At 36.5% G+C, this 24379-nt stretch carries 25 protein-coding genes and 1 other annotated feature; of the genes, 16 read left to right on the top strand and 9 right to left on the bottom strand.

From position 1 onward, the window contains the following. The first annotated feature begins 76 nt into the window (after positions 1 to 76). The 3 genes from liaF to J2S74_RS13605 are packed head-to-tail and all read left to right on the top strand — an operon-like array spanning position 77 to position 2672. On the top strand, positions 77 to 904 hold the full coding sequence (gene liaF / locus J2S74_RS13615) for a cell wall-active antibiotics response protein LiaF (RefSeq protein ID WP_307326340.1): 828 nt from the start codon (positions 77 to 79) through the stop codon (positions 902 to 904). Then, on the top strand, positions 897 to 2030 hold the full coding sequence (locus J2S74_RS13610; protein WP_307326339.1) for a sensor histidine kinase: 1134 nt from the start codon (positions 897 to 899) through the stop codon (positions 2028 to 2030). The genes liaF and J2S74_RS13610 overlap by 8 nt, the downstream gene beginning before the upstream one ends. Before the next feature lie 18 nt (positions 2031 to 2048). After that, positions 2049 to 2672 carry a response regulator transcription factor gene (locus J2S74_RS13605; RefSeq protein WP_307326338.1) on the top strand — a complete coding sequence of 208 codons (624 nt, stop codon included), beginning with the start codon at positions 2049 to 2051 and terminating at the stop codon, positions 2670 to 2672. Positions 2673 to 2704: 32 nt separating this feature from the next. Here the strand turns inward: J2S74_RS13605 and J2S74_RS13600 are convergent, their stop codons facing one another. Further along, positions 2705 to 3421 (bottom strand): Crp/Fnr family transcriptional regulator, encoded by a 717-nt coding sequence (locus tag J2S74_RS13600; RefSeq protein ID WP_307326337.1) that lies wholly within the window; start codon positions 3419 to 3421, stop codon positions 2705 to 2707. A gap of 142 nt (positions 3422 to 3563) precedes the next feature. Between J2S74_RS13600 and J2S74_RS13595 the strand changes: the two genes are divergently transcribed. The 3 genes from J2S74_RS13595 (at position 3564) to J2S74_RS13585 (ending at position 5580) form a co-directional block, all read left to right on the top strand. Continuing rightward, entirely contained in the window at positions 3564 to 4379 is an 816-nt protein-coding gene (locus J2S74_RS13595) for a DUF2268 domain-containing putative Zn-dependent protease (protein WP_307326336.1), read from the top strand. Between the two features lie 145 nt (positions 4380 to 4524). After that, positions 4525 to 4734, top strand: coding sequence for a YuzI family membrane protein (locus J2S74_RS13590; RefSeq protein ID WP_307326335.1), 210 nt, complete (start codon positions 4525 to 4527; stop codon positions 4732 to 4734). An 87-nt stretch (positions 4735 to 4821) separates the two neighbouring features. Next, positions 4822 to 5580 carry a DUF3603 family protein gene (locus J2S74_RS13585; protein WP_307326334.1) on the top strand — a complete coding sequence of 253 codons (759 nt, stop codon included), beginning with the start codon at positions 4822 to 4824 and terminating at the stop codon, positions 5578 to 5580. A gap of 162 nt (positions 5581 to 5742) precedes the next feature. Here the strand turns inward: J2S74_RS13585 and trpS are convergent, their stop codons facing one another. Beyond that, complete coding sequence (trpS, locus tag J2S74_RS13580; RefSeq protein WP_307326333.1) at positions 5743 to 6729, bottom strand: tryptophan--tRNA ligase; 987 nt, start codon at positions 6727 to 6729, stop codon at positions 5743 to 5745. 221 nt (positions 6730 to 6950) lie between these two features. Then, positions 6951 to 7215: a binding site (T-box leader), on the bottom strand. A 182-nt stretch (positions 7216 to 7397) separates the two neighbouring features. On the opposite strand from trpS, the gene J2S74_RS13575 reads away from it, so the two are divergent. Beyond that, positions 7398 to 7949 (top strand): TlpA family protein disulfide reductase, encoded by a 552-nt coding sequence (locus J2S74_RS13575; RefSeq protein WP_307326332.1) that lies wholly within the window; start codon positions 7398 to 7400, stop codon positions 7947 to 7949. A 96-nt stretch (positions 7950 to 8045) separates the two neighbouring features. Here the strand turns inward: J2S74_RS13575 and J2S74_RS13570 are convergent, their stop codons facing one another. Next, positions 8046 to 9110: a sodium:calcium antiporter gene (locus tag J2S74_RS13570; RefSeq protein ID WP_307326331.1), complete on the bottom strand. Its 1065-nt coding sequence runs from the start codon at positions 9108 to 9110 to the stop codon at positions 8046 to 8048. 272 nt (positions 9111 to 9382) lie between these two features. Further along, positions 9383 to 9919, bottom strand: a complete 537-nt coding sequence (locus J2S74_RS13565; RefSeq protein ID WP_307326330.1) for an HD domain-containing protein — start codon at positions 9917 to 9919, stop codon at positions 9383 to 9385. 287 nt (positions 9920 to 10206) lie between these two features. On the opposite strand from J2S74_RS13565, the gene J2S74_RS13560 reads away from it, so the two are divergent. From J2S74_RS13560 to spxA, 4 genes are all read left to right on the top strand, one after another. Next, a complete protein-coding gene (locus tag J2S74_RS13560) occupies positions 10207 to 11418 on the top strand; it encodes a putative glycoside hydrolase (protein WP_370876010.1) in 1212 nt (403 codons plus the stop codon). Positions 11419 to 11685: 267 nt separating this feature from the next. After that, positions 11686 to 12246, top strand: coding sequence for a GNAT family N-acetyltransferase (locus tag J2S74_RS13555; protein ID WP_307326328.1), 561 nt, complete (start codon positions 11686 to 11688; stop codon positions 12244 to 12246). 118 nt (positions 12247 to 12364) lie between these two features. Continuing rightward, positions 12365 to 12493, top strand: a complete 129-nt coding sequence (locus J2S74_RS13550; protein WP_307326327.1) for a hypothetical protein — start codon at positions 12365 to 12367, stop codon at positions 12491 to 12493. Between the two features lie 398 nt (positions 12494 to 12891). Beyond that, positions 12892 to 13293 carry a transcriptional regulator SpxA gene (gene spxA / locus J2S74_RS13545; RefSeq protein ID WP_307326326.1) on the top strand — a complete coding sequence of 134 codons (402 nt, stop codon included), beginning with the start codon at positions 12892 to 12894 and terminating at the stop codon, positions 13291 to 13293. 75 nt (positions 13294 to 13368) lie between these two features. Here spxA and J2S74_RS13540 read toward each other — a convergent pair whose 3' ends face one another. Continuing rightward, on the bottom strand, positions 13369 to 14067 hold the full coding sequence (locus J2S74_RS13540; protein ID WP_307326325.1) for a TerC family protein: 699 nt from the start codon (positions 14065 to 14067) through the stop codon (positions 13369 to 13371). Positions 14068 to 14374: 307 nt separating this feature from the next. Here J2S74_RS13540 and mecA point away from each other — a divergent pair, with 307 nt between their 5' ends. After that, a complete protein-coding gene (mecA, locus tag J2S74_RS13535) occupies positions 14375 to 15031 on the top strand; it encodes an adaptor protein MecA (RefSeq protein ID WP_307326324.1) in 657 nt (218 codons plus the stop codon). A 204-nt stretch (positions 15032 to 15235) separates the two neighbouring features. Further along, entirely contained in the window at positions 15236 to 15385 is a 150-nt protein-coding gene (locus J2S74_RS13530; RefSeq protein WP_307326323.1) for a hypothetical protein, read from the top strand. Between the two features lie 588 nt (positions 15386 to 15973). On the opposite strand, the gene J2S74_RS13525 is transcribed toward J2S74_RS13530, so the two are convergent. Next, entirely contained in the window at positions 15974 to 16543 is a 570-nt protein-coding gene (locus J2S74_RS13525; protein WP_307326322.1) for a nuclease-related domain-containing protein, read from the bottom strand. Positions 16544 to 17110: 567 nt separating this feature from the next. Between J2S74_RS13525 and cls the strand changes: the two genes are divergently transcribed. From cls to pepF, 3 genes are all read left to right on the top strand, one after another. Beyond that, positions 17111 to 18622 carry a cardiolipin synthase gene (gene cls / locus J2S74_RS13520; protein ID WP_307326321.1) on the top strand — a complete coding sequence of 504 codons (1512 nt, stop codon included), beginning with the start codon at positions 17111 to 17113 and terminating at the stop codon, positions 18620 to 18622. 404 nt (positions 18623 to 19026) lie between these two features. Continuing rightward, positions 19027 to 20247 carry a competence protein CoiA gene (locus J2S74_RS13515; protein ID WP_307326320.1) on the top strand — a complete coding sequence of 407 codons (1221 nt, stop codon included), beginning with the start codon at positions 19027 to 19029 and terminating at the stop codon, positions 20245 to 20247. 94 nt (positions 20248 to 20341) lie between these two features. Next, the gene (pepF, locus tag J2S74_RS13510; protein ID WP_307326319.1) at positions 20342 to 22156 is read left to right on the top strand and encodes an oligoendopeptidase F; all 1815 of its coding nucleotides are present in this window, start codon (positions 20342 to 20344) and stop codon (positions 22154 to 22156) included. A 102-nt stretch (positions 22157 to 22258) separates the two neighbouring features. On the opposite strand, the gene J2S74_RS13505 is transcribed toward pepF, so the two are convergent. From J2S74_RS13505 to J2S74_RS13495, 3 genes are all read right to left on the bottom strand, one after another. Further along, the gene (locus J2S74_RS13505) at positions 22259 to 22447 is read right to left on the bottom strand and encodes a hypothetical protein (RefSeq protein ID WP_307326318.1); all 189 of its coding nucleotides are present in this window, start codon (positions 22445 to 22447) and stop codon (positions 22259 to 22261) included. 416 nt (positions 22448 to 22863) lie between these two features. Then, entirely contained in the window at positions 22864 to 23790 is a 927-nt protein-coding gene (locus J2S74_RS13500) for a ClpXP adapter SpxH family protein (RefSeq protein ID WP_307326317.1), read from the bottom strand. Positions 23791 to 23822: 32 nt separating this feature from the next. Continuing rightward, positions 23823 to 24206 carry a globin domain-containing protein gene (locus tag J2S74_RS13495; protein ID WP_307326316.1) on the bottom strand — a complete coding sequence of 128 codons (384 nt, stop codon included), beginning with the start codon at positions 24204 to 24206 and terminating at the stop codon, positions 23823 to 23825. Between the last annotated feature and the right edge of the window lie 173 nt (positions 24207 to 24379).

Raw genomic sequence — 24379 nt, 5'->3', positions numbered from 1 at the left:
GCGGTTAGAGAAGGAAAAGCTACAATAGAAATGGAAGAGTTATTAGTCACTCTTCACCAAAAAGGGGAATGGAACAATGAAAAACATAATTGGATTATTTATTTTAACAATTGGTCTATTATTTCTACTATCTAATACTGGTCTTATTAATACAGAAGTAACGGGCTTATTCTCCACATTTTGGCCAGTTTTGATTATTTTAATAGGCTTAAAGGTCTTTTTTGAAGGAATAATATATTTTTTTCATAGCATCAGAAGGGACAAGTGGCATATTGGGAAAACTGTTTGGGGTGCCTTTATCCTAGCCATAGGTGTTATTTTGTTAGGGAACAATGCAGAATGGTTTTCCATTAGTCTTGCTGACTTATGGAGCTGGACTTGGCCTGTGCTCATTGTATATATCGGCATTAAAATTTTATTTAACAAAACAGGGGATATTGTGATAAATTTAGGTCCTTCATCATCAGAGGATGATAGTGATCATTGGGATAAAGCTAAAATAAAAAAGATTAAGAAGAAATGGAAAAGCAATAGAGTAAAATACAACCAATTTATTGGGGATATTCAAATGGGAAAGCAACCTTGGGAGCTTGATGGTGCCGATGTTGCTATGGGAATTGGTGATATAAATGTTGATCTCACAAAGGCTATTTTAAAAGAAGGAGAAAATGTTTTAAATATTGCTGGCTGGATTGGTTCAGTAAAAATTTTGGTTCCCCGTGATATGGCTCTTAAAGCATTTGCAGATGTAAGACTTGGTGAGGTAACGTTGTTTGATGATTCCTATTCAGGTACAAGTAGAAACGCAACCTATACGAGTGAGAATTTTTACGAGGCGGAGAAAAAAGTAATCCTTCACGTTAACCTAAATATTGGTGATGTGGAGGTTATGACAGTTGATTAAAAAGGAAAAGAAATCGTTCGAGATAGGAAAAAGGGAAAAAGGATTAAAGGGGATCCTTTGGGACCTCTTGCGGTTACAAATAAAAATTAGTTCCACTGCATTAATTACTACTTTTTTTCTATTATTAATATTACAAACATTACTTCCGCAATACTTTAGACCGCTCCCTGGAAGCAACGGAATAATCGGGTCTGTTATGGCAACACCAATGGTCTATATGGGACTATTCTTCTTGTTTTTTGTTGTTTATTTATGTACAGCATGGATTTTTACTTACTCTTATGGTGCATCACTTAAAAGATCTGTTACTCATTTAATTCATCAGCTTAAGCAATTTCAGCGTGGTTCCTTTCGTCATACAATATCTATTGATCGAGATGACGAACTGCAAAAGCTTTCCGAAGAGATCATTACCTTAACAAGGGATGTGGAGCAGCAAATTATTTCTATGCGACGTCTTCTTAACGAGAATGCTAATTTGATTACAGAAGCAGAGAGGGCAGCAAGTTTAGAAGAGAGGCGGAAACTGGCAAGGGATTTACATGATGCGGTTAGCCAACAATTATTTGCCGTTTCTATGTCACTTGGTGCAATGCCAAAATTATTAGACTCCAAACCGGAAAAGGCAAAGGATGTTTTTAAACAAACAGAAAAAATGGTTCATCAGGCTCAGCAGGAATTAAGGGCATTAATCATGCATCTTCGACCAGTGACATTGGAAGGAAAAGGGTTTATTCAAGCTATTGAAACATTATTTGAAGAATTGAAGCGTAAACATCCCCATCTGCAAATAAAATGTGTTATCGAAGAATTACCAAGGCTCGATCCAGGTACGGAGGAACAATTGTTTCGAGTTATTCAGGAGGGACTCTCCAATGCATTGCGTCATGGAAACCCGGAGAAAATTAATTTTCATGCGTCCCATAAAGGGGAAAGGGTACTTCTTATTTTAGAGGACGATGGCATTGGTTTTGATATGGAGAAATTAAATGAAAAACAAAATGTCAGCTATGGTTTACGTTCCATGAAGGAAAGAATCGTAGAGCTTGGGGGGCATTTTACTATTTTATCTTACCCAAATAAGGGTACAAAGCTAGAATTTAGAGTACCTATCGTACTCCATTGATAGAAGAGGTGGTTTGTAATGAGTAATCCAATTCGTCTTTTAATTGTGGATGATCATGAGATGGTCAGAATGGGTTTAACAACCTATTTGAGTGTGGAGGATGACATCGAGGTAGTTGGAGAGGCTGCTAATGGATTGGAAGCAATCCAAAAAGCGAGGGATCTCTCTCCAGATGTTATTTTAATGGATTTATTAATGGACGGTATGAATGGTATTGAGGCTACAAAGGAACTTGCTAAGGAAGATATGAAGATTATTGTTTTAACAAGCTATCTTGATGACGAGATGCTTTTTCCAGTAATGGAAGCTGGAGCATTTAGTTATTTACTGAAAACGTCCAGTGCAGATGAAATTGTTTCAGCTATCAGAAAAGCATATAGAGGGGAACCTACCTTTCAAGGACAGGTTACCCAAAAGATGTTTAAGCATATGCATTCCAAACCGAAACACGAAGAGCTAACTGCAAGGGAGCGGGAGGTGCTTGCCTTAATAGGAAACGGCAAGACAAATAAGGAAATTGCAGATACCCTTCATATCGGGATAAAGACAGTAAAAACTCACGTAAGTCATATTTTAAGTAAGCTAGAGTTGGATGACCGCACTCAAGCCGCAATCTACGCAAACAAAAATAATTTAACTTAGGTTAATAAAAAACTCTTAACCATATATTACAGTTAAGAGATGGTGCATATTTGCAGAGGACATTTCCCACAGTGCAAATGTCCTTTTAAATATTCCATATTTTTAATAATAATATTTCCACTTTGAACCTTCAGAACGTCCTCACGTTTTAAATCATTCATCATTCTATTCACCGTTTCCCTGCTCGTACCAATATAATTAGCTAATTCCTTGTTTGTTAACTTTAAATCAATAAGGATACCGTTGGGATGAGGGATTCCATAAGAATTAGCAAAACGAATAAGAATGGAATAAAAGGCTCCTGTTTTTCCATAAAGGAGTAAATCTGAAAATTTAGCCTGTGTTGCTTGCGTGTTCCTTGCGAAAAGCTTTATGAATGCTACTGCAATCTCTCCATTTTGTGTAAATAACGCTTCCAAATTTTTACGATCAAATCGAATGAGGTTGGAGGAGGAAGTGACCTCTGCGGTCATACTGGCTTTCATTTCATTAAAAAGGCTAAATTCCCCTACGATATCATCCGTTTGTTTTAAATGAAGGAAAAATTTCTTATGGTCAATGGTCATTTTACTTAAACGTATTTGCCCTTCACGTATTAAATAAATATATTTTGCTTCTTCTCCTTCATAAAATAAAACTTGCCCTTCTCTGACTGTTATTTCTGTTCCGTGCAGTAATAAGATATGTTGGTTTTCAGGAGAAAGCTGCTGAAAGAATGGTGTATTCTTTTTCGTTAACTCTACATTCATTCTATCTTCCCCTTCCATGTACATTCAGTGAGTCACTTTACCTATCATGAGCATAGCATATTATGTCAGGTTAAAAAGTGAGGAAAATCACTATTTGAATATTATTTTACATCTTAGGATCTTTAAAAGGAGCTGAAATTTATTGGCAATTATTCCAACAAAGGTATGGGTGGAGGAATTATTTGACCAACTTGAAAACCAAAGGGGAAAACTTCCGTCATTTCAACCGCTTATGAAGCATTTTCCGAATTGGAGTACAGAAGAATGGCTACATTTCTTATATAATCAGGGGATGATGCCAATAGTTGATGAAACAGAGGGTAATTGGCAAAATTGGCAAAAGAACGATCCAATTAAAGGGATGAAAGAATTGTACTCAAAGCTAGTAGAGACATTTCAAGGGCCAGATGTAGATATATTTTTATTCCCTTTCAACCATATAGATAAATCCAGACTGAAGATAATGAATGGAAGAAATGGCATCTCATTTCCAACATTTATTCTCTTGTTTTTTCATGAAAAATTAACAGTATTTGAAAAGCAAGCTTTACTCTTACATGAATATCATCATGTTTGTAGATTACATCACCAAAAGAAAGATGTGGAAACGGTAACTCTGTTGGAATCCATCATCATGGAAGGACTTGCTGAATGGGAAGTTAAAAGATTACTTGGAGAACAATATGTTTCACCATGGATGAAAAAACATACAAAGGAGTCTCTATTATCATGGTGGGGTAAGAAAATTAGAGTGAGAAAGGATGTAAAGGGGAGAAAACAACATATACCTTTTATTTATGGTGGTACACACGGTTATCCCCTATGGTTGGGGTATGGATTAGGGTTTCTAATGGTTGAATCGTACCTTGAAAAATACAAAGATAATCCTCCACCTCCAATAAAACTTTTGAAAACCCCGCCGAATGAAATTCTAAAAGGATCAATTTTTTCCCCTTAATTGCAAAAAAAGGGCTAGTTTGTCTATTGAGTGTCCTATTCTTGTCTAACTAGCATATAAATAAAAAAAGGTTAGAATTGCTGGAGAAGGACCAAAGTAATATGTTCGTTGGTTTGGAAATAGGAAGGAGGAGGGGGGACAACCTGTGTTATTTAGATTTTTTTTATTGTTCATTGGTTTTGGACTTGCTGTTGCAGGTGGAGTAAGTGTCCTTGCCTATTTAAATTTATTAACGGTCGGCTATTCTTTGACCGACTATTTCCTGTTTTTGCTTGGGAGAATTGAATTTTATGTTTTCGTTGTCGGCATATTGATTGTTTGGATCATGATCTATTTACCCTTAAATAAGAAATAATGGAAAAAAGAATCCCCTTAAGTGGAATAAACTGGTTTTCTCATGACCATACTGTTCTTAACGAATCATGTAAGGGGGTTTAAAGCAATGCTCCATATGCGTGATGTATGGGTAAATTGGTTTGAAGGTGAAGAAAATGGTTATAACGTTTGTGAATTTTATGAATGGCGAAAAGAAGACCGAATTGAATTACTGGATCAGGTAGCGGTAATTAAAATACGAGAAAATTTATTTGATTATATTGAAAATTCCTTGCTGGAGCTTCCAGAAGAGCTGTTAGCTGATATATATAAGCAGAGCTATATCAGGCGAAAAAGCCAAAGGGTAGAATTAGAATATTGTTTTCTTGCTACGGATGGAAAACGAACCTTAGTAGTTGATACCCTTGGATATCACACACCAGTGCGTAAAAGCAGATTAGTTCCAAGACAGGAAGAGCAATTGATGGCCCTAGTTGAAACGGAGCCTGTTAGAGATTACTATATGGATTATTTAGACTGTGAAAAGGTATATCACATTTTGTCACCTGAGCCAGCGCTTATGCACGGTCTTATTCGTAAAGAACGACAATTAAAGCAGCTCCTGTTCATGGTACTTGACCAGCTGTATAATGATGCGGAAGAAGCTGAACTTCGATATTGGTATACGGAATGGGCACCGGATAAATACGCCCAAATTCAGCAAATGAGCTTCGAAGAGGCATGGAACGGCCTTTTTGAAGAGGTAAAGCACGGATGGTCGAAGAAGCACGAAGAATATTGTTACACGATGGTAAAAGGACAACCATTCTTCGAAAAGCTATGGGAAATCCAACAGGGACCAATGGAAAAGAAAAATGTGCGCTAGAATATGTATTGTTACATAAGAGACAATAGGATTAGAAAAAGGCTGCCCTAAATTAATGGGGACAGCCTATTTTTGTATGAAACAATAGTATTTCGTTTGAAGCGCGTAACAAAAGTGTTGTGTTTGAAACGCGAACCTTGCATTAGAGTGAAAGTTCCCGTCTTATCTCTTTCTCCCGAGCCCCATAGCCTTTTCTGCTTTTTTCAGCATCTTAAACGCCTGACGATTTGCCTTTTCAGCACCCATATCTAGAATTTCATCTAATTCTTCAGAGTTAATCAGCTCATTATAACGCTCTTGGATTGGTGCTAAAGTATTTACAACAGCTTCAGCTACATCTGTTTTAAATTCTCCATAGCCCTTTCCACTATATTTATCCACAAGATCCTCTATTGACTCTCCGGAGCATAGGGAATAAATGGATAAGAGATTAGATACCCCAGGCTTAGCCTCTTTATCATAGCGAACCTCATTGTCAGAGTCCGTTACTGCACTTTTAACCTTTTTCGTAATGGTTTTTTCATCGTCTAACATAGAGATAAAGCTTTTCACATTAGCATCAGACTTGCTCATTTTTTTCGTAGGTTCAACTAATGACATAATTCTTGCCCCAACCTTTGGAATGCGCACTTCCGGTATTGTAAAAATATCATTGTATTTTTTATTAAAGCGCTCTGCCAAATCTCTTGTTAATTCCAAGTGCTGCTTTTGATCCTCTCCAACAGGTACGATGTCAGTTCCATACAATAAAATATCTGCAGCCATTAACGGCGGATAAGTTAACAAAGCAGAAGAAACTCCTTCTTTACCCTCTGATTTATCCTTGAACTGAGTCATTCTCTCAAGTTCGCCAATGTAGCTTACACATTGCATAATCCATCCCAGCTGAGCGTGGGCTGGCACTTCTGATTGTATAAATAACACAGATTTATTAGGGTCAATCCCAACTGCAAGATATAAAGCAGCTAAACTGCGAATATTTTCCCTAAGCTTCAAACGGTCTTGTGGTACAGTAATGGCATGCTGGTCAACAATACAGAAATAGCAGTTGTTTTCCTCTTGCAAATCCACAAAATGCTTCATTGCTCCTAAATAGTTTCCTAAAGTTAATGTACCGCTTGGTTGAATTCCTGAAAAAATTGTTTTCATGTTTCATCTTCCTACCTTTCTAACACTAAGTATATTTTTGCTTGGATACGCTACAAAGAGCTTTCCTTCTTAGAAAATACATCAATTTGTCTCGGCGGATACACTACAGAGCATTGCTCCTGCGGTTACTCGTCGCCCGGAGTCGCCGCCTTTCGCTTTTCCAAAAAAGCAACAAAGTTTGCGAACAGATTTCAATAAAAAAAGCCCATTCGTCTCCTTTTTATAGGGACGAATGGACCGTGTTGCCACCCTGATTATTTCAAATTATTTTGAAATCACTTCATTCCCTCACTAACTTCACTTCCATTAGAAAGGGGTTTCAAGATAACGTTTGAATGACGTCGAAGCCTACTCAGTATATAATTCCACCGTTCAGCTTGATGGCTCGAAAGTCCATTCCTTTTCGTTACATTGTCTGCTCCCAGCAATTGCAGACTCTCTGAAAATGTAGTGATGAAAAGTACTACTCTTTGTCATAGCCAACATGAGTTTCAAATTTGTTATTTATTATACGACCAAATCTTCCTAGATGCAAATGTAATTTTCGTTTTTCTGGAAAAGAATTATATTCATCTTTGCCACATCCAGAAAAAAATATACCTAACAGTTCATTGGAATGGATGTCCCAAAAAAATCATAGGATGTTTTTAGAGGGAGGTGTAGGTGTTATGAAAGGAAAAATTCAATGGGGTATCCTTTGTTTTGTTTTATTCATATCCGGTGCGTTTTATCTTCAATCTAATCATGAATGGGCCTTAACTCAAAGGGCAATGACGGAAGTGTCTGAAGGGGTGCAGCAAGGGGAGAAAGCTAGTCCTCTTACTCTCAATAACTTATCAGGGGAACAGGTAAACTTAAGTGACTTTAAAGGGGAAAATGTTTTTTTAATATTTTTTACAACCTGGTGTCATATTTGTGGTGAGCAATGGGGACAATTAGAGCTTGCAAAAAAGGGTGGTCTTTTAGATGATGTGCAGGTTATTGCTGTTAATCTCACTAAAGGGGAGCGGAACGTGGATAATGTAATTGCTTATACGGAATCCATTACCCTTGATGACGTAGTCTTTTTATTAGACGAAGAGGGTGCTGCTCAAGACCTTTACCATGTATATGGAGTTCCAATTAGCTTAATTATAGATAAGGAAGGTATTATTGAAACACGGGTTGATGGCTTTTTTACCGTCGAAAAAATGTTAGAGAGTCAAATTATAAATAAGTAATTTAAGCCCCAAAAAAGATACTTTCACATAAGGTTTAAAGTCGGAGGGTGACTCAAAAGGTAAAGAAACAATCCTTTTGAGCCGCCCTCTTCGTAATTAACTAAATGTGAAAATGAGGTAACTAGAGACACCATAAAAGACGATTAATAAAATGGAAGGGAAAGGATAGCCGAACGGGACATTTCCCTTTCGTTGCCACAAAATAATTCCGAATATGACGATAATATTTAAAATGATAACTGCAGAAGTAGTTATTGCAGTCACTGGACTTGCAGCCCCAAGAATGCTACCACCTCGAAATAAAAAGTCCGTAAATGCTAGAATCATAATATTAAAGATGTTACTGCCTAATATATTACCCACTGCAAGGTTATAATTTAATAATTGTATGGCAACGAGGACAGTGACAAACTCTGGAAGGGAGGTTGCACCGGCGATAAGAAAGCTTCCTATAAAACTGGAGCTAATCCCAGTTGCATTAGCAATATTATTACCAGCTATAGTCAATAGGGACCCAGTTACGAAGATAATAATAGCGAAAAAAACGAAACCATACTTTGCTTTTTTAACAGAAATAGCTCGTGTATGGTACGATTCCATTATTTCCTTTGCATTACTGGGCATATCTATCTTGTTATTGGCCCCTTCCTTTTCAGAGGAAGCAGATATTTCACGTTCTGTTACTTGTATAGGCATTTCCTCAGCAGGATTAGAAAGGAATTTCATACTTATCCCATAAAAGATAATCAGCAAGTAGGATTCCATACCAATGCCTAAGAAGCTTATATTTGTTGGATATAATATCGTAATTAATACGAGCCCTGTTAATCCCAATGCAATAAGTGCCGTTATTGTATGGTTTTTGCTTATTTGAGTCATCATTCTTTTTTTACGGTAAATAAGGTCCACAGTCGCCAGGATAAACAAATTAAAAAGATTGCTTCCGAGAACGTTTCCTACGGCTATATCAGGGTTGTTTACGAATACCGCCGTAGCACTTGTGGTGACTTCCGGCAATGAAGTTGCACCTGCTAAAAGGAGGGTTCCTACAAGCATACCTCCCATTGAGGTACGTTCGCTTAACACATCGGCATAAGTAGAGAGTTTTATAGCTGAATAAATAGTGACCATTGCCGCAACAATAAATAAAAAATACATCATGTTTTTTCGTCTCCTTTAATTAAACAAAAATAGACCTTTTTATGAAATACTTCTTCTAAAAAATGAAGATTATATTTCATAAAAAGGTCTTGCGTACTTCACTTGAAAGCTTAATGAACCGAGCGGATTATCGCTGAAATGACGATTCATTAACCATATATAATGGTCGCTACTCCCCTTTTTAAAAAAGGTCTTATTCAATTACTATTAATCTATCATCTGTTAACGGAACGGTCAAGTGAAAAATAATACAGGGGAAAGAATCGGTGGACTCAAGAGGCGGATTGATCCTTTCCCACTTTCATTTTTTCTTCAACCCTTTTATCCAATTCCTTAATCCGCTTAACCGCCTCCTTATTAGAAATGGTTTTATAGTGATGTCCCCCTCCAGGTTCTTCGTCTGCCTTATCTGCCATGGCAACTACCTCTTGTAAAGGATCCAGCTCTAATTCTCCCTTTGGCAAATAAGAATCGGTGTGTAGAAGGATAGCTAAGGCAATTTTCTTTGCATGAACTGGATTTTCTCCTAAGCGAATCAATAATTTATGTGCACGCTCCGCCCCCTTTATGGCATGAATATCGTTTTCTTTATAAAGATGATAATCCCATTTTCCATTTCGATACCATAAGTAATGACCCATGTCATGCAAAAAAGCAGCTTTTACAGCTAAATCGTGATTTACCTTCTTTTGGTCAGCAAAATCGAAGGCGTAACTTGCAGTGGAAATAGCATGGGCTAATCCTGAACGATTTACGTATTTTTGAGTAATAGGGTGACGGTAAATTTCCAACAAAGTAATTCGTTTCATTGTTTCATCTCCCTTATTATTTATTTCCAATGTTATTTTTTATAAAAAAGTATATTGTTCAATATTTTAAGGCGATGGTGGTGTTGTGTCAATAAGAATTTACGGAATAAACACTCAAATTTATGGAAAATTACAAATTGGTTAAAAATCTTAATTGGTTCTTGTCATTTCTCATTGTATAATTGAGTAAGATATATATAACTGTATGTACTACGATAAAAAAAAGTGGAAACAGCTGGAAGTGATTTTGACATCTTATGAAATACAGGTAGAAAAGGTGTGATATGATGGGGAAAGTTAAAGGGATCATGATCTGTATTATGTCTTTTTTTATCCTTTTTATGGGACAAGGGGTTGTTCAAGGGGAAGAGGAACCTAATCCTCTTGAAGTAAAATTCCATCCAGAAAAAACGGGGAATTTAGTGGAGAGACCTTGGCCGGAAGAAGTTGCTCGGTTTGCTGTTTTCGATTCTGGGTTTTCATTTGAGTATCCAGATGCTGTACGGGGAATTTATGTAACAGGCCATTCGGCAGGCGGCCAACGATTTGAAACCTTACTTGAACTGATAAACACAACAGCCTTGAACACAATGGTTATTGACATTAAGGATGACTGGGGTAATTTGACGTTCCTTCCAGATGAAGATTCACCATACTACGATATTGCTCGAAATTATATTCGCGACCCAGAGGGAATGATGAGGGTTTTAGAGGAAAATGAGATCTATCCTATTGCACGAATTGTTGTCTTTAAAGACTCTGTTCTCGCAGAAATGAGACCAGACCTTTCCTTCTTAGAAAATGGGCAAGTTTGGAAAAATAGACGGGGAGAAGCTTTTGTTAATCCATTTTTGGAAGAGGTTTGGGAATATAATGTAGATATTGCCATAAAGGCAGCAAAGTTAGGGTTCCAAGATATCCAATTTGATTATGTGCGGTTCCCAGAAGGCTTCGAACGCCGAGATGACATTTTAGAATATGAAGTTGGTAAGTACACTGACGGTGAAGATAATGTACAAAAGCGTGTAGATGCTGTTACTGATTTCGTTGCATTTGCGAGGGAACAATTACAGCCGTACAATGTGGATGTTTCCGTCGATATCTTTGGCTATGCTGCAACAATTGAGGCAGCTCCAGGTATCGGTCAAAACTTCTCTAGAATTTCTGAAAATGTGGATGTTATATCCTCTATGATTTATCCAAGTCACTGGACACCATATTTCGGAATAGACAAACCAGACCTCTATCCTTACGAGCTGGTTTCAGCATATGCAGAAGTGGAGAATGAAGTTTTAGGACAATTAGAAAACCCTCCAACATCACGTCCGTGGATCCAAGATTTTACTGCTTCCTATTTAGGGCCAGGAAACTTTATGACATACGGCAAGGCGGAAGTGGAAGCACAAATTCGTGCTCTTTATGAAAATGGTATATATGAATTCCTTCTCTGGAACGCAGGAAACAGGTATACACCAGATGTTGACTATTTGAATCCATAAACGTTAATGAGCTGACTGTAGTCATTGAACTTCCCAGTCAGCTTTATTCATTCCTATAGGAAATTAAAGGATATGGGAGAAACATTCACCGTCAAGTTGGTTAATGGGACAAATAGCATTGTTTCTACGAATACGCAAGTTAAACGATCTTAAACCTTGTTTATCATTTTTTGCAAATAGCATATAATATAAATGAAAGAAGTGTTTGACCGCTACATTTATTTCAACAGGAAAAATGGCAGGAAATGATGGAGGTTTAACAAATAAATGAATTGGTACGAAAAGCTCAATCAATATTTTCCAATAGAAGAAATGAAATCGAAAGAGCATATGGAGCTTCTATTGAAGGAAAAGAAAGAAGTTTATAAAAAAGACGATGGTCCAAATCATGTATTAATGTATGTGGAGATGAACGACTTTATATTCATTGATTATTTATTTGTCTCGAAGGATGCACGAGGGCAAGGACTTGGTAAAAAGCTGCTAGATAAATTAAAGAAGAAGGGGAAACCAATTATTTTAGAGGTGGAGCCGATTGACTATGAAGATACGGATACTCAAAAAAGACAGCGATTTTACCATAGGGAAGGTTTTAAGCATGCCAAGTCTATAGGCTATCGACGCCGTTCTTTAGATACGGGTAAAGTAACGGAATTAGAAATTCTATACTGGTCACCGGCGGACGAGTCGGAAGAAAGCATTTATGAAAAAATGCTACACACGTATGAAAATATTCATACGTATAAAGATCAACAATTGTATGGTCAAACATATGATGAACCTGAGGAAGTACTCACCTTCGATCAAGGAGATGAGCCGAGAGTTTAACAACACCTAATTCAGTTTGGATCTTATTATTAGTCAAAATAAAGAAAAAAGTTAATGGAAATACTGTTTTAAAGTCTAAATTTTAATTTTCAAAACACTGAAAGGAGTGTGTTTTGCTATGAAGGCTAGTAAAAAAAGAAAAAAGCTGAAAAAGGATCTTTTGAAGGATTTGTTAAAAAGAAGTTGGGATGAAGTAAACAAAATCCCAAAAAGACAACCAGTTTCTCAGTCTAAAACAATTGCTTAGAAAAAGGACTGTCTTGTATAGTCAAGGCAGTCTTTTCGATTGTCTATTGAAAATAAATAATTCTAATTGAAAATCAATTAGGTAAAAATAAATTTTATTTTTTTATAAAAAAGTGAATCCTTTACTGCTGTAAATCGTATGTAATATAGGGATAAGTTTATTTATACAAAATAAAGTTATAAAATATTTAATTTTTTACGTTTAATCCTTTAATTAATTGGGTAAATGATCTCTATGGGTATAAATGATTATACATAACTTTAAATCAACTTTTTTAAATATACTCTACTCAAATTATAATAATTATAGTATAATAAGAGTTGTTACTTAGAATTGTTATTATTAAAGGGAAATGTAAAAACTTTTATATATAAGATGGGGAAAGGAGAATTAGTTTAATGGTCACACTATTCACATCTCCAAGCTGTACATCATGTCGTAAAGCTAAAGCTTGGTTACAAGAGAATAATATCGAATTCGTAGAGAGAAATATTTTTTCTGAGCCATTATCTGTTGAAGAGGTTAAAGAGGTAGTTCGCATGACGGAGGACGGAACAGATGAAATTATTTCAACCCGTTCAAAGGTATTCCAAGAACTAGAAGTGGAATTAGATTCTATGCCGTTACAACAGCTTTTCCAACTAATCAGTGATCATCCTGGTCTCTTAAGACGCCCAATTATTATGGATGAGAAGAGAATTCAAGTTGGTTATAACGAAGCAGAAATCCGTCGATTCCTTCCAAGAAAGGTTCGTACATTCCAACTGCAAGAAGCAACTAAGAAACTAGTAAACGAATAATGATTAGGGTGTGTCTGAAGGTGAAGTTGCCGACCTTTTGGACACACCCTAATATTTTTTTAGAATCAATAATTGTTACCCGTCTTTTCTGTTATTTCTTGAAAAGTGGAACCACTGAATCCCTTTAACATGATTAAAAAACCAGCCGCTGAAAAGGACCATTATTACAAGTGCCAAAGTGAAAACACTATTATTTAGGTTAATTAGTTGAAGTTTTTCCGCGATGATATCTTCGTGCAAGATCATTTTAGCAGCTGTATAAACTAATATCCCAGCTCCGATATAGATGATAAAAGGAAACTTATTCATTAAGTATAAGATTAACTTACTACCCCAAATAATAATCGGTACAGAGATTAAGAGTCCTAAGAGTACTAAAAATCCGTTACCATTTGCAGCACCAGCAACAGCTAACACATTATCAAATCCCATAACAACATCCGCAATAACGATCGTTTTTATGGCATCACTAAATTTTGCCTCACTAGTAATTTGGTGTTCTTCTTCCGTTCCAGTTAACAAACGAAATGCGATCCATAATAAAAGAATACCACCAATGGACATTAAATAAGGTATGGTTAATAGGTGTACAGCAACTAAAGTTAGGACCCCCCTTGCTGCAATTGCAAGCATTATCCCTAGTATTATTGCTTTATTTCTCAAGTGGGGGGGAAGCTTTCTGCAGGCAAGGGCAACAACGATGGCATTATCTCCACCAAGAATAATATCAATACCAATAATTGTTAGTAAAGAAATGATAAATTCTGAGCTCAAAGGTTGATCCTCCTTGGTCATCCAATATAAAATAGAAGTAATATTAGATGTAGTTATCATTGTCAGTGAATAAGGACAAGGAATCTTTTATATATATATACAAGCATTATTTAAATAAGAACCAAACAAATGTATTTACAGATCCCAATAATTTTGGTAAAACATAGTTACACTATTTTAATTCTTTGATTTATGTCATACAATGTAAGTAAGCATAAGGATGGTTTACTTTTTAACATTGAGGGTAATAAAAATGAGATATTGTTCTCAAGGAGTCGGACTACTTTTTTGAAAGGGTGAGAACAACATGGATATTGAAAGAATTAATGATTCAACCATAAAGTTTTATATAACATACCACGACATGGAACGTCGTGGGTTCAATAAAGATGAGATTTGGTATAATCGCGAAAGGGGAGAGGAACTCTTCTTCGAGATGATGAATGAAGCCAATGATCAAGAAAGCTTTGAAATGTCAGGCCCGTTATGGGTGCAGGTACATGCGCTTGAAAAGGGGCTAGAAATTATCGTTACACGTGGCCAACTAAGTGATGGAAATGTAAAACTGGAAATTCCATTGGATGACGATGAAAAGGATGAGATGCCTGTGGACAATAATATCGTTGACCTGCTCGACAGTCAGTTTGCGAAAGATAAGGATAATGACATTATAAAAGATCATTCCTTGAGCGTTGTTTTAGGATTTAGGGACTTTGAGGATGTTATTACACTAAGCCATGCTTTTACAGAGGAAGTGGATACAAGTCTTCACAGCTTTGAAGGTACCTACTACATTTATGTTACTTTAGATGAAAAATATAGTGATGACGAACAGGATAACCTCCTAAGCAGAATGTTGGAATTTGGCTATGAATCCGATGTAACGATTCACCGAATTTCCGAGTACGGAACAACAATTATAGAAGACAACGCATTAGCGGAAATAAGAACTAAATTTGCCTAAAAAAAGCCGATGAATGGTCATCGGCTTTTTTGTGTGCTCTGAAGGGGGGAGGAATTTGTTTGGGTTATCTTTTCTATGCTTTTGTATAGATAAGGTCTTTAAGAAACAAGAGAATTCTACGTTAATACAACTAAGTGTCTACAATGGGGTTCATCAAACTGAAAAGACTATTTTCACTTTTGTTACGGGTATCATTAAAGGTTTATGAAACCGGTAAAGTCAGTAGAGGTATGCTTACCTGTTCCATGGGAGTTTTATGAAACAAGAAAAGCAAGAAGAGGTATGCTTACCTGTTTCATGAGGGGGGATATGAAACAGGAAAAGCAAGAAGAGGTATGCTTACCTGTTCCATGAAATGGTATATGAAACAGGAAAAGCAAGAAGGGATAAGCTTACCTGTTCCATGAGGAGTTTATGAAACAGGAAAAGCAAGAAGAGGTATGCTTACCTGTTCCATGGGAGGTTTATGAAACAAGAAAAGCAAGAAGAGGTATGCTTACCCGTTCCATGAGTGGTTTATGAAACAGGAAAAGCAAGAAGGGATAAGCTTACCTGTTCCATGAGGAGTTTATGAAACAGGAAAAGCAAGAAGGGATAAGCTTACCTGTTCCATGAGGAGTTTATGAAACAGGAAAAGCAAGAAGAGGTATGCTTACCTGTTCTATGAAAAGTTCATTTTGTGATGTTTCAAACTTGTCCGATTAAATAAAAGTATAAAACACATCTATGAAAAAACTTTAATATAAGTGGAATACTTACCATGATTAATACGTTTAAAATTTTTATTAAGGACTCTTGAGATAGTCCTTTTGGATACAATCTTGCACCACTGATTGATATTTTGTGTATTTATTTCTCTATCTGGGAAAAGTAGAATGTATTCTTCTATAGTTCTCATGACAGCATCATCTCGTTTTTCCACAAAACCACATTTGCTGCATTTTACAAATTCTCTTCTTTCCAATTCCATTCTCGCCTACACTTCTCACGGAATATTCCTTTTTCCAAGCTTTCAAAATCATATGCTGGAATAATAGAGTATTCGGATTTAGTACGGTGCATGGAGATGAGTTTATCTGCAAGCTTTCTGTGGCTGAAGTCTACATGTACAGCTTGTTTACCTAAGTTTTCAATAAATCCATTCATTTGTGTTGGAAGTATAGCTGGTAGGTCTCTTGGTGCTTCGTATAACGTAAAGGTAGGATTTACAAAAACGAGGCGCGATATAAAGGTGAAGTTTGAATAACCGAGATTTGTGAGTAATTGTTGAAATAATGATTTGCTTCGTTGTAATTGAAGTAGCAGGTCTTTTCCATCGTTTGGATAATTAGGATGATACCATTGGCCATTCTCCATATAGTAGTCATGTTCAAAATTCTTTACATCGATTGGATAGATGGACTGGCCTCCAATAAGCACAGAGTCAATTTGAAATGATTTGTTATGTTTTAAGTTAAGATCGTTAAGTATGATCCACTTATGGGATATCTTTTCTAAATACGTATCAAACAAGCATTCTCCTTCCTAGCCTTTTTCTAAATTAAGATAATTTTGTTTTTTATCTGCTAGGTCCATACGGGAGTTTAATATACGGAGGGTCATTAATTCATCGGAGGGGCTTCGGGGTTTAGTGAACATTAAGGTTTCACTCTTCCTTTCACTATTTAATTTTTTATATTCAACATCATTCTATGAAAAAAATGTCTAATTTGCAAGAAAAAATAGATTTTTTATTTTTTTTGAACAAGCATTGAATTACTAGAATAGGGAATAGAATTAGATAATCATTTTCTTTGTGTTTTAAGCACTTTTGTGAAATTTTTGTGTAATATTTGACAACGATTTAATTCGTAGTATATTGGAGTTAAAGAAAAGTTTAAAAGATTTTTAGCAAAGCTGTTCTGCCTATTCTTCTTCGTAAAATCATCGTTTTAACTATAACTTACTCGTTGCAAGAAAAAAATACTCCTGCGCCACTTAAATTACTTATCGCAGTTCAACCAATACTCCTTCTGACTGATTTTATGCAGGGTTAACGTTACGCTTTTCCTACAATAGATAGATAAAAGGGGAACCCATATGTTAAAAAGACTTCAGATAATTGTGTTTCTAACTATATTGGGGAGTATATTATTCGTAACACGTGAATACTGGGAGAATTGGCTTGTTGGTGGTCTTAGTATAATCTTTTCCCTATCTGCCTTTTTTATTGCAATTGTTATCTTCCTTGAAAATCGAAATCCTACTAAAACAGTGACATGGCTTATTGTTTTAGGGACATTCCCTATTGTTGGCTTCTTCTTCTATTTAATGTTCGGTCAGAATCTTAGAAAGAAAAAATCCTTTAATAAAAAAGCTATTTCTGATGAGCAGGCCTTTTACCGTATTGAGGGAAACCGGCCATTAGATGGATCCAAAATGGCAGAAATGCCAGATCATCAGCAAAAGCTATTCCGTCTTGCTCATAAGTTGGCCAATAACCCAATTTCCTTTCAAACGAATACAAAGGTTCTGACAGATGGGAAAGAAACCTTTGCCTATATAAAAGAAGCACTAAAAAAAGCTAAAGACCATATACACATGGAATATTATATTGTTCGAGATGACCAGATTGGCCAAGAGATAAAAAATATTTTAATAGAAAAGGCCAAAGAAGGTGTTGTCGTTCGATTTCTATACGATGCCGTTGGAAGCTGGAAGTTAAGTAAGGAATATGTTAAGGAATTAAAAGCAGCAGGTGTTCAGATCATTCCGTTTTCTCCCGTTCGATTTCCCCTTTTTAATCATAGGATCAACTATCGAAATCACCGAAAAATAATTGTTGTAGATACAAAGTATGGCTTTATTGGAGGGTTAAATATTGGGGATGAATACTTGGGCAAAAATCGTTATTTTGGCCATTGGCGCGATACCCATTTGTTTGTTCAAGGGGAGGCCATTCGAAGTCTCCAGTTAATATTCCTCCGTGATTGGCACTATGCTACAGGGGAAACGGCACTGAAGCAAAGCTACCTATCTCCGGATCAGCCCGAACAGTTGGAGGAGGGTGGAGTACAAATGATTGCCAGTGGACCTGATACAAGGTGGGAAATATTAAAAAAATTATTTTTTACAATGATAACATCAGCGAAAAGGTCCATTTGGATTGCTTCGCCATACTTTATTCCCGATGAAGATATTCTTAGCGCCATAAAAATAGCAGCTCTCAGTGGTATAGATGTAAGAATATTAGTGCCAAGTCGACCTGATAAAAGAATAGTATTTTACGCATCAAGATCTTATTTTCCTGAATTACTTGAAGCAGGTGTAAAGATTTATGAGTACCATCGAGGTTTTATGCACAGCAAGCTTATTATTATCGACCATGAAATAGCATCTATTGGAACAGCCAATATGGATATGAGAAGCTTTCATTTAAATTTTGAAGCAAACGCCTTCTTATACCAAACAAGAAGTGTAGATACATTAGTAAGTGATTTTATTTATGATATGGAGCACTCCACAGTCATTCGCCTGAGTGTGTTTAAGAAGCGCTCCCTTTCCTCTAAGGTTATTGAATCCACATCAAGGTTATTATCGCCTCTATTATAACTGCTTTGTGGACCTCTGCACATATTCATTCCATCGAGGTCCACTCCCTTTTATTTCTAATCCATTCATTAAATTAACTTTTCGGTTTTTGAGGAATAATGTTTGGCTTGGATACGCTACAGGAGTAATGTCACCATCCAAGTTCCGGCGGGCAACGCTTCAGTCTCCTCGGGAAAAAACTGTGTCTATTCCTCTGCCGGCTTCGCTCCGAGACATCTCGTAGTTTACTCGTGAAGTAACACTCGTCCTTGCGGGGACTTCAGCTGCTCCTACGATTACTCGTCGCATGAAGAGCACTGTTGCTTTTCCCACCGGAGTCACCGCCTTCCGCTTTTCCAAGCTTTTCAATAACAAGAAAGTAATACATTCATCATTTTTATAAAAAAACCTGGAGGTGTTTGGTATTGTTTACTGCAAATCGTTGTGATGGATCGAGCATGTCTTTGTATGAGAAGAAATGGACAAGAAAGGAGCTGGAGAGGGATAGGAGGGAATATCAGTACAGCTGTCCTGAATGTAAAGAAAAGGTAATTTTACGACTTGGCTATGAGCAAGCTTGGCATTTCGCCCACCATGCTAATAGCTCTTGTAGGCTGCAGAAAGGGGAGACAGAAGATCATCGAAAGGGTAAGAGGTTAATTGTAGAGTGGTTAAAGAAATACAATTATGAACCACAGGTAGAACACTATTTGAAGGAAATTAAACAAAGGCCCGATATTTTTGTGATTATTGATGGGAAAAAATATGTTTTTGAGATTCAAAGGGCGTCGATCATGGAAGAAAGCTTTCAAAAGCGTCATGAAAATTACTGTAAACTGAATATTGAGCCTATATGGATAGGAATCTATTCTTCGATTAATCAAATAGATAAATATACGTACTCGACTCGGCAGCTAGATCATTTGCTCCTCCGGTCAGCCCCTTACCTTCACTCCATTTACTTAGCAGTTGAAGATCCATCATGGTACTTTTTTACTCATTTCCATTATTTATCACGCCAAAAAACAATGGCATTGCCCATAAAAACAGAGTTTCATCTTCCACCAAAAGAATTGCTAAATTTTAAAGTTAAATTCCCCATGAACTGTGATAACTTCCATAACCTATTTTTTTCAAAATGGTTAAGGGAACTCAGACAAAAGCGCCAGAAGGTTTATCTGAAAGTAACCCCCACAGAAAGGAAGATGCTTAGGGTATTCCAAAAGTTTCACCTTAATTTAAACTATTTCCCTGCCTTAGGAAGCCTTCCTTTAAGAAAAAATTATCATTTTTTGACTCCGCCTCAGTGGTGGCAATCCTGGCTTATTATAGAAAAAATAAATAAAGGGTCGTTAGGAGAGCGTTTTTCTGTTAGCAACATTACAAATGCTCTGTATCAGATGCTTTTATCAAATTACTTTCATGTTAGGCCTATTAATCTCCACCCGAAAGACTTAATTAGGGAAGCGGTAGTGGAGTACTTTGATGCCCTCTGTTTGTTTCAAGTTTTGGAGAAGGAGTTAAATGGGATATATAAAGTGAAAAATCATATTAATATTCACAAGCAGTTGGATACACTATGCTTAGATGATGTTTATGTTATTGAAAAATGGAAAGGAGAGTGGAGCAGGGAACTATTTCGATAATGAAAATATTTTATTAGAAAACAAGGATTTATTTGCTTTACTCTAGAAGTATAGAGAGGCACGATTAATGGATGAGAATATAGGAGGTGTTGGTATGGCAGGAAATACTGCTGCGTTACCAAAAAGGGAGGAAATCCCAAAGGATAAAACATGGGATCTGGAAGATATTTATGCTACAGACCAAGATTGGGAGCAGGAATTCAAAGAGATAAAGGAAATGCTCCCAAAGCTAAAAGATTATAAAGGGAAGCTTAGTGAATCTGCTGAAACTCTATATGAGTTGCTTCAATACCAAGATGAAATTTCAAAAAAGCTAGGAAAGCTCTATACATACGCACATATGCGTTACGATCAGGACACTACCAATTCCTTTTATCAAGGGCTAAATGATCGTGCTAGCCAGTTACTTTCTCAAGTAACGAATGCAGCTTCTTATGTAACTCCAGAGCTTTTGGCTATCCCAGAAGAGACAATTGCTAAATTCTTAGAGGAACATGAACCGTTAAAATTGTATAAGCATGCCTTGGACCAGTTAAATCGTCAGCGTCCACATGTATTAAGTGAAAAAGAAGAATCTTTACTCGCTCAAGTAAGTGAGGTAACAGACAGCCCTTCCAATACTTTCGGTATGTTGAATAATGCGGATATGAAGTTCCCTACGATAAAGGATGAAGAGGGGAATGACGTAGAAATCACTCACGGCCGCTACATTCGCTTTTTAGAAAGCAGTGATAGAAGAGTGAGGGAAGACGCTTTTAAGGGTGTCTACGAAACGTATGGCAAGTTTAAAAACACCTTTTCTAGTACCATTAGTGGGAATGTGAAGCGGAATATTTTTAACGCAAATGTTCGAAATTATGATTCTGCAAGACAAGCTGCCTTAAGCAAGAATAATATTCCTGAAGTTGTGTATGATCAATTAGTTTCCACCATAAATGAGCATTTACATTTACTTCACAGATATGTAAGCCTAAGGAAAAAAGTATTGGGTGTAGATGAACTGCATATGTATGACCTGTATACTCCTTTAGTGAAGGAAGTGAAAATGAAGGTACCATATGAAGAGGCTCAGGAGCTAGTAAAAGCGGGAGTTGCTCCATTAGGGGAAGAATATGTATCTATTGTTGAGGAAGGCTTCAATAAACGTTGGGTGGATGTGGAAGAAAACGTAGGAAAACGAAGCGGTGCCTATTCGTCTGGCTCTTACGGTACAATGCCTTATGTGTTAATGAATTGGCAGGATAATGTAAATAACCTGTTTACGTTAGCCCATGAGTTTGGACATTCAGTACACAGCTACTATACGAGAAAAGAGCAGCCATACCCGTATGCCAATTACTCTATTTTCGTAGCTGAAGTTGCATCTACTTGCAATGAGGCCCTTTTAAATGATCATATGCTTAAGGTGACAGAGGATAAACAGAAGCGATTGTATTTGTTAAACCACTTCTTAGAAGGATTTAGGGGTACGGTTTTCCGTCAAACGATGTTTGCTGAATTTGAGCAGTTGATGCATGAAAAGGCTGCAAATGGAGAGCCATTAACACCAGATTTATTAAGTGATTTATATTACGATTTAAACAAAAAATATTTTGGTGAAGACATTGTTATTGACAAGGAAATTGCATTGGAATGGGCTAGAATTCCACACTTCTACTACAATTTCTATGTGTATCAATATGCTACTGGTTACAGTGCAGCAACAGCTTTGGCAAAACAAATCCTTGAAGAAGGAGAGCCTGCTGTTAACAGATATTTAGACTTCTTAAAGGCAGGAAGCTCCGATTATCCAATTGAAGTGCTAAAGAAAGCAGGAGTAGATATGACTTCCCCAGAGCCAATCAAACAAGCACTTTCCGTATTTGAAGCAACTCTAAATGAATTAGAAGAGCTGTTATTTGAACAATAATTAATAAATGAACGAGACTGGTGAAAATAAACGCAGTCTCGTTTCTTTAGTTGCCCGCGGAAAGGGTCCGCCTGAAACGTATTCGAGCTAATTCAGCCTTCTCTAAAAAAGTCTCCGCGAACGAAAACCTTTAAAACGATGTCTGCCATTTAATAGATTAACTAAAAACAAAATGGACAAAAGGAGTAATGGGAGTGCAATCCATGTAGGGAAAATATTCATGAAACTTATGATTACTAAATAGAAACTGACGATAATAGTTATAATGGTAATGATGATTACGCCTGCCATCTCTATTCATCCTTTCTTCCTTATTTCATTTTTATATGTATGCTTGTTTCGTTGAAAATAGACAAACTTTAGAAAAAGCACGAGAAAGGATGATGATGTATGGACGAATGTTTGTGAGTGCTCACTGTCATTTGACAAAAATGTGAAATGTTTCACATTGTATTGTAAATAGTAATGGGATTTGGTAAATTGTAAATGTGAAGGGTATCGCATAACTCCCCCAAGTTAATGTGTAATATAAACGTCACACCCTGGACGACTTCCTTTCATGACAATGACAATGTTCCGTGAAAAAAGTCAGGTCAACCCGCCTGATTTTTTTCTATTACCAAAACGGGATCACCAAAAAAAGAAGGTGACTCTAAAGGTTAATAACATACCTTTAGAGTCACCCTCTTTCATTTCAATAAAATGAATTAATCCATATAACGCCACAAGTTACCATACTTAACAGGAACCCGCTCTGCTTTCTGTTGAATTTGAAGCTTTTTCATTTCTTTTTCTACCCGTTCTGTACTCCAGTCAAAAACGACACTAATTTCTTTAGTGGCAACAACAGAATAGAATTGAAGAAAGCTTTCTAATGATAGGGGAGGGCATTTTTCCATTGTTGTCTCTCCTAACATTTCTGACATTATTTTTTCGTAAACGGAATAATCGTACAATCCAGAAACCTTAACCCCAGGTTCATCGACGTCATCGTTAAAGAAAACTAACGTTGGGAGGGTAGTTACATTCATCTCTTTCGTAGTTTTTACATCCGCTTGGAATGCTTTTGTGGCACTTTGTGATTGTAAATCATGTTCAAATTCTTGAACGTCCATTCCCTTTACTTTATTAGCACAATCAATTAAAACTTCTTCCGATGCAATGTTCTTTTTGTGTACAAATAGTGCTTCCCGAAGGCGGCGGAGGTACTTCGCTCCGATTGCTTTACCTTGTAGCTCTGCGGCTTTAATTGCGATAATTGCTAAATATGGAGTAAAGGAAGAATTTTCATACCATACATCTCCATCACAAGGCATTCCCGTACGTGTAGCAATTTCATCATACATCTTAGCTAATTGCTTTACATGGCTCGATTTTTTTGAACCACATGGCTGATTCAAAGACTTTATCTCATTACCTACTATTGTCGTTAACGTAAAATATGGAGAATACTCCATCTGAAGTTTTTTTATAATAGGTTCTAATGCCCAGCACTCCGGACACAAAGGGTCGATAACCATATAAATTTCTAAAGGTTTTTTCTTTTTATCTGATATATAAAAGGATGATGGCTCTTCTGGACAACATAGGCCCAATTCATCATAACAAACGAATTTTTCATTTTTAGAAGACATTATTTTCCCTCCTTTTTGAAGAGAGCAAATATTTACTCTTGTGTATTTATCATATGATTTGCTGTATATGTCAATCGATTAAAAAAATAGGTTTTGAACGGATCTTGAAGGTTCACATCCTCCATTGCCTGTTCCATACAAGATAACCATGCTTTTGCACGGGTTGGTGTAATTGGAAAGGGCATATGCCTTGCACGTAACATTGGGTGCCCGTGTTCCTCTGTATATAAGGGAGGCCCTCCAAGAAATTGTGTTAGAAATTGCTTTTGCTTACGAGCTGTTTCCGTTAAATCATCTGGAAATATAGGAGCAAGATCAGGATGATTAGATACGAGCTCATAGAAGCGGTCTACAAGTTGATGGAGTTTTTCTTCACTAATATGGTCATTGGGTGTTCTGTCATTTGTTGACTCCATAACAATCTCCTTTGCACTAGCTTATTAAAAAAAAGATTAGTACTTTTCTCATAGATCTATTATTTAAATTTATTGTAGCAATCATCCATTTTATCATCAACAAATGTGCATCAATTAATAAATTTTTCCACTTTTATTACAGTATTTATATACATAATCCTGAAATGATAATA

The organism is Evansella vedderi (genome assembly GCF_030813435.1).
GTDB classification, from domain to species: domain Bacteria; phylum Bacillota; class Bacilli; order Bacillales; family Salisediminibacteriaceae; genus Evansella; species Evansella vedderi.
The sequence above is the reverse complement of the archived record's forward strand: the minus strand, read 5'-3'. Positions and strand labels throughout refer to the sequence as shown.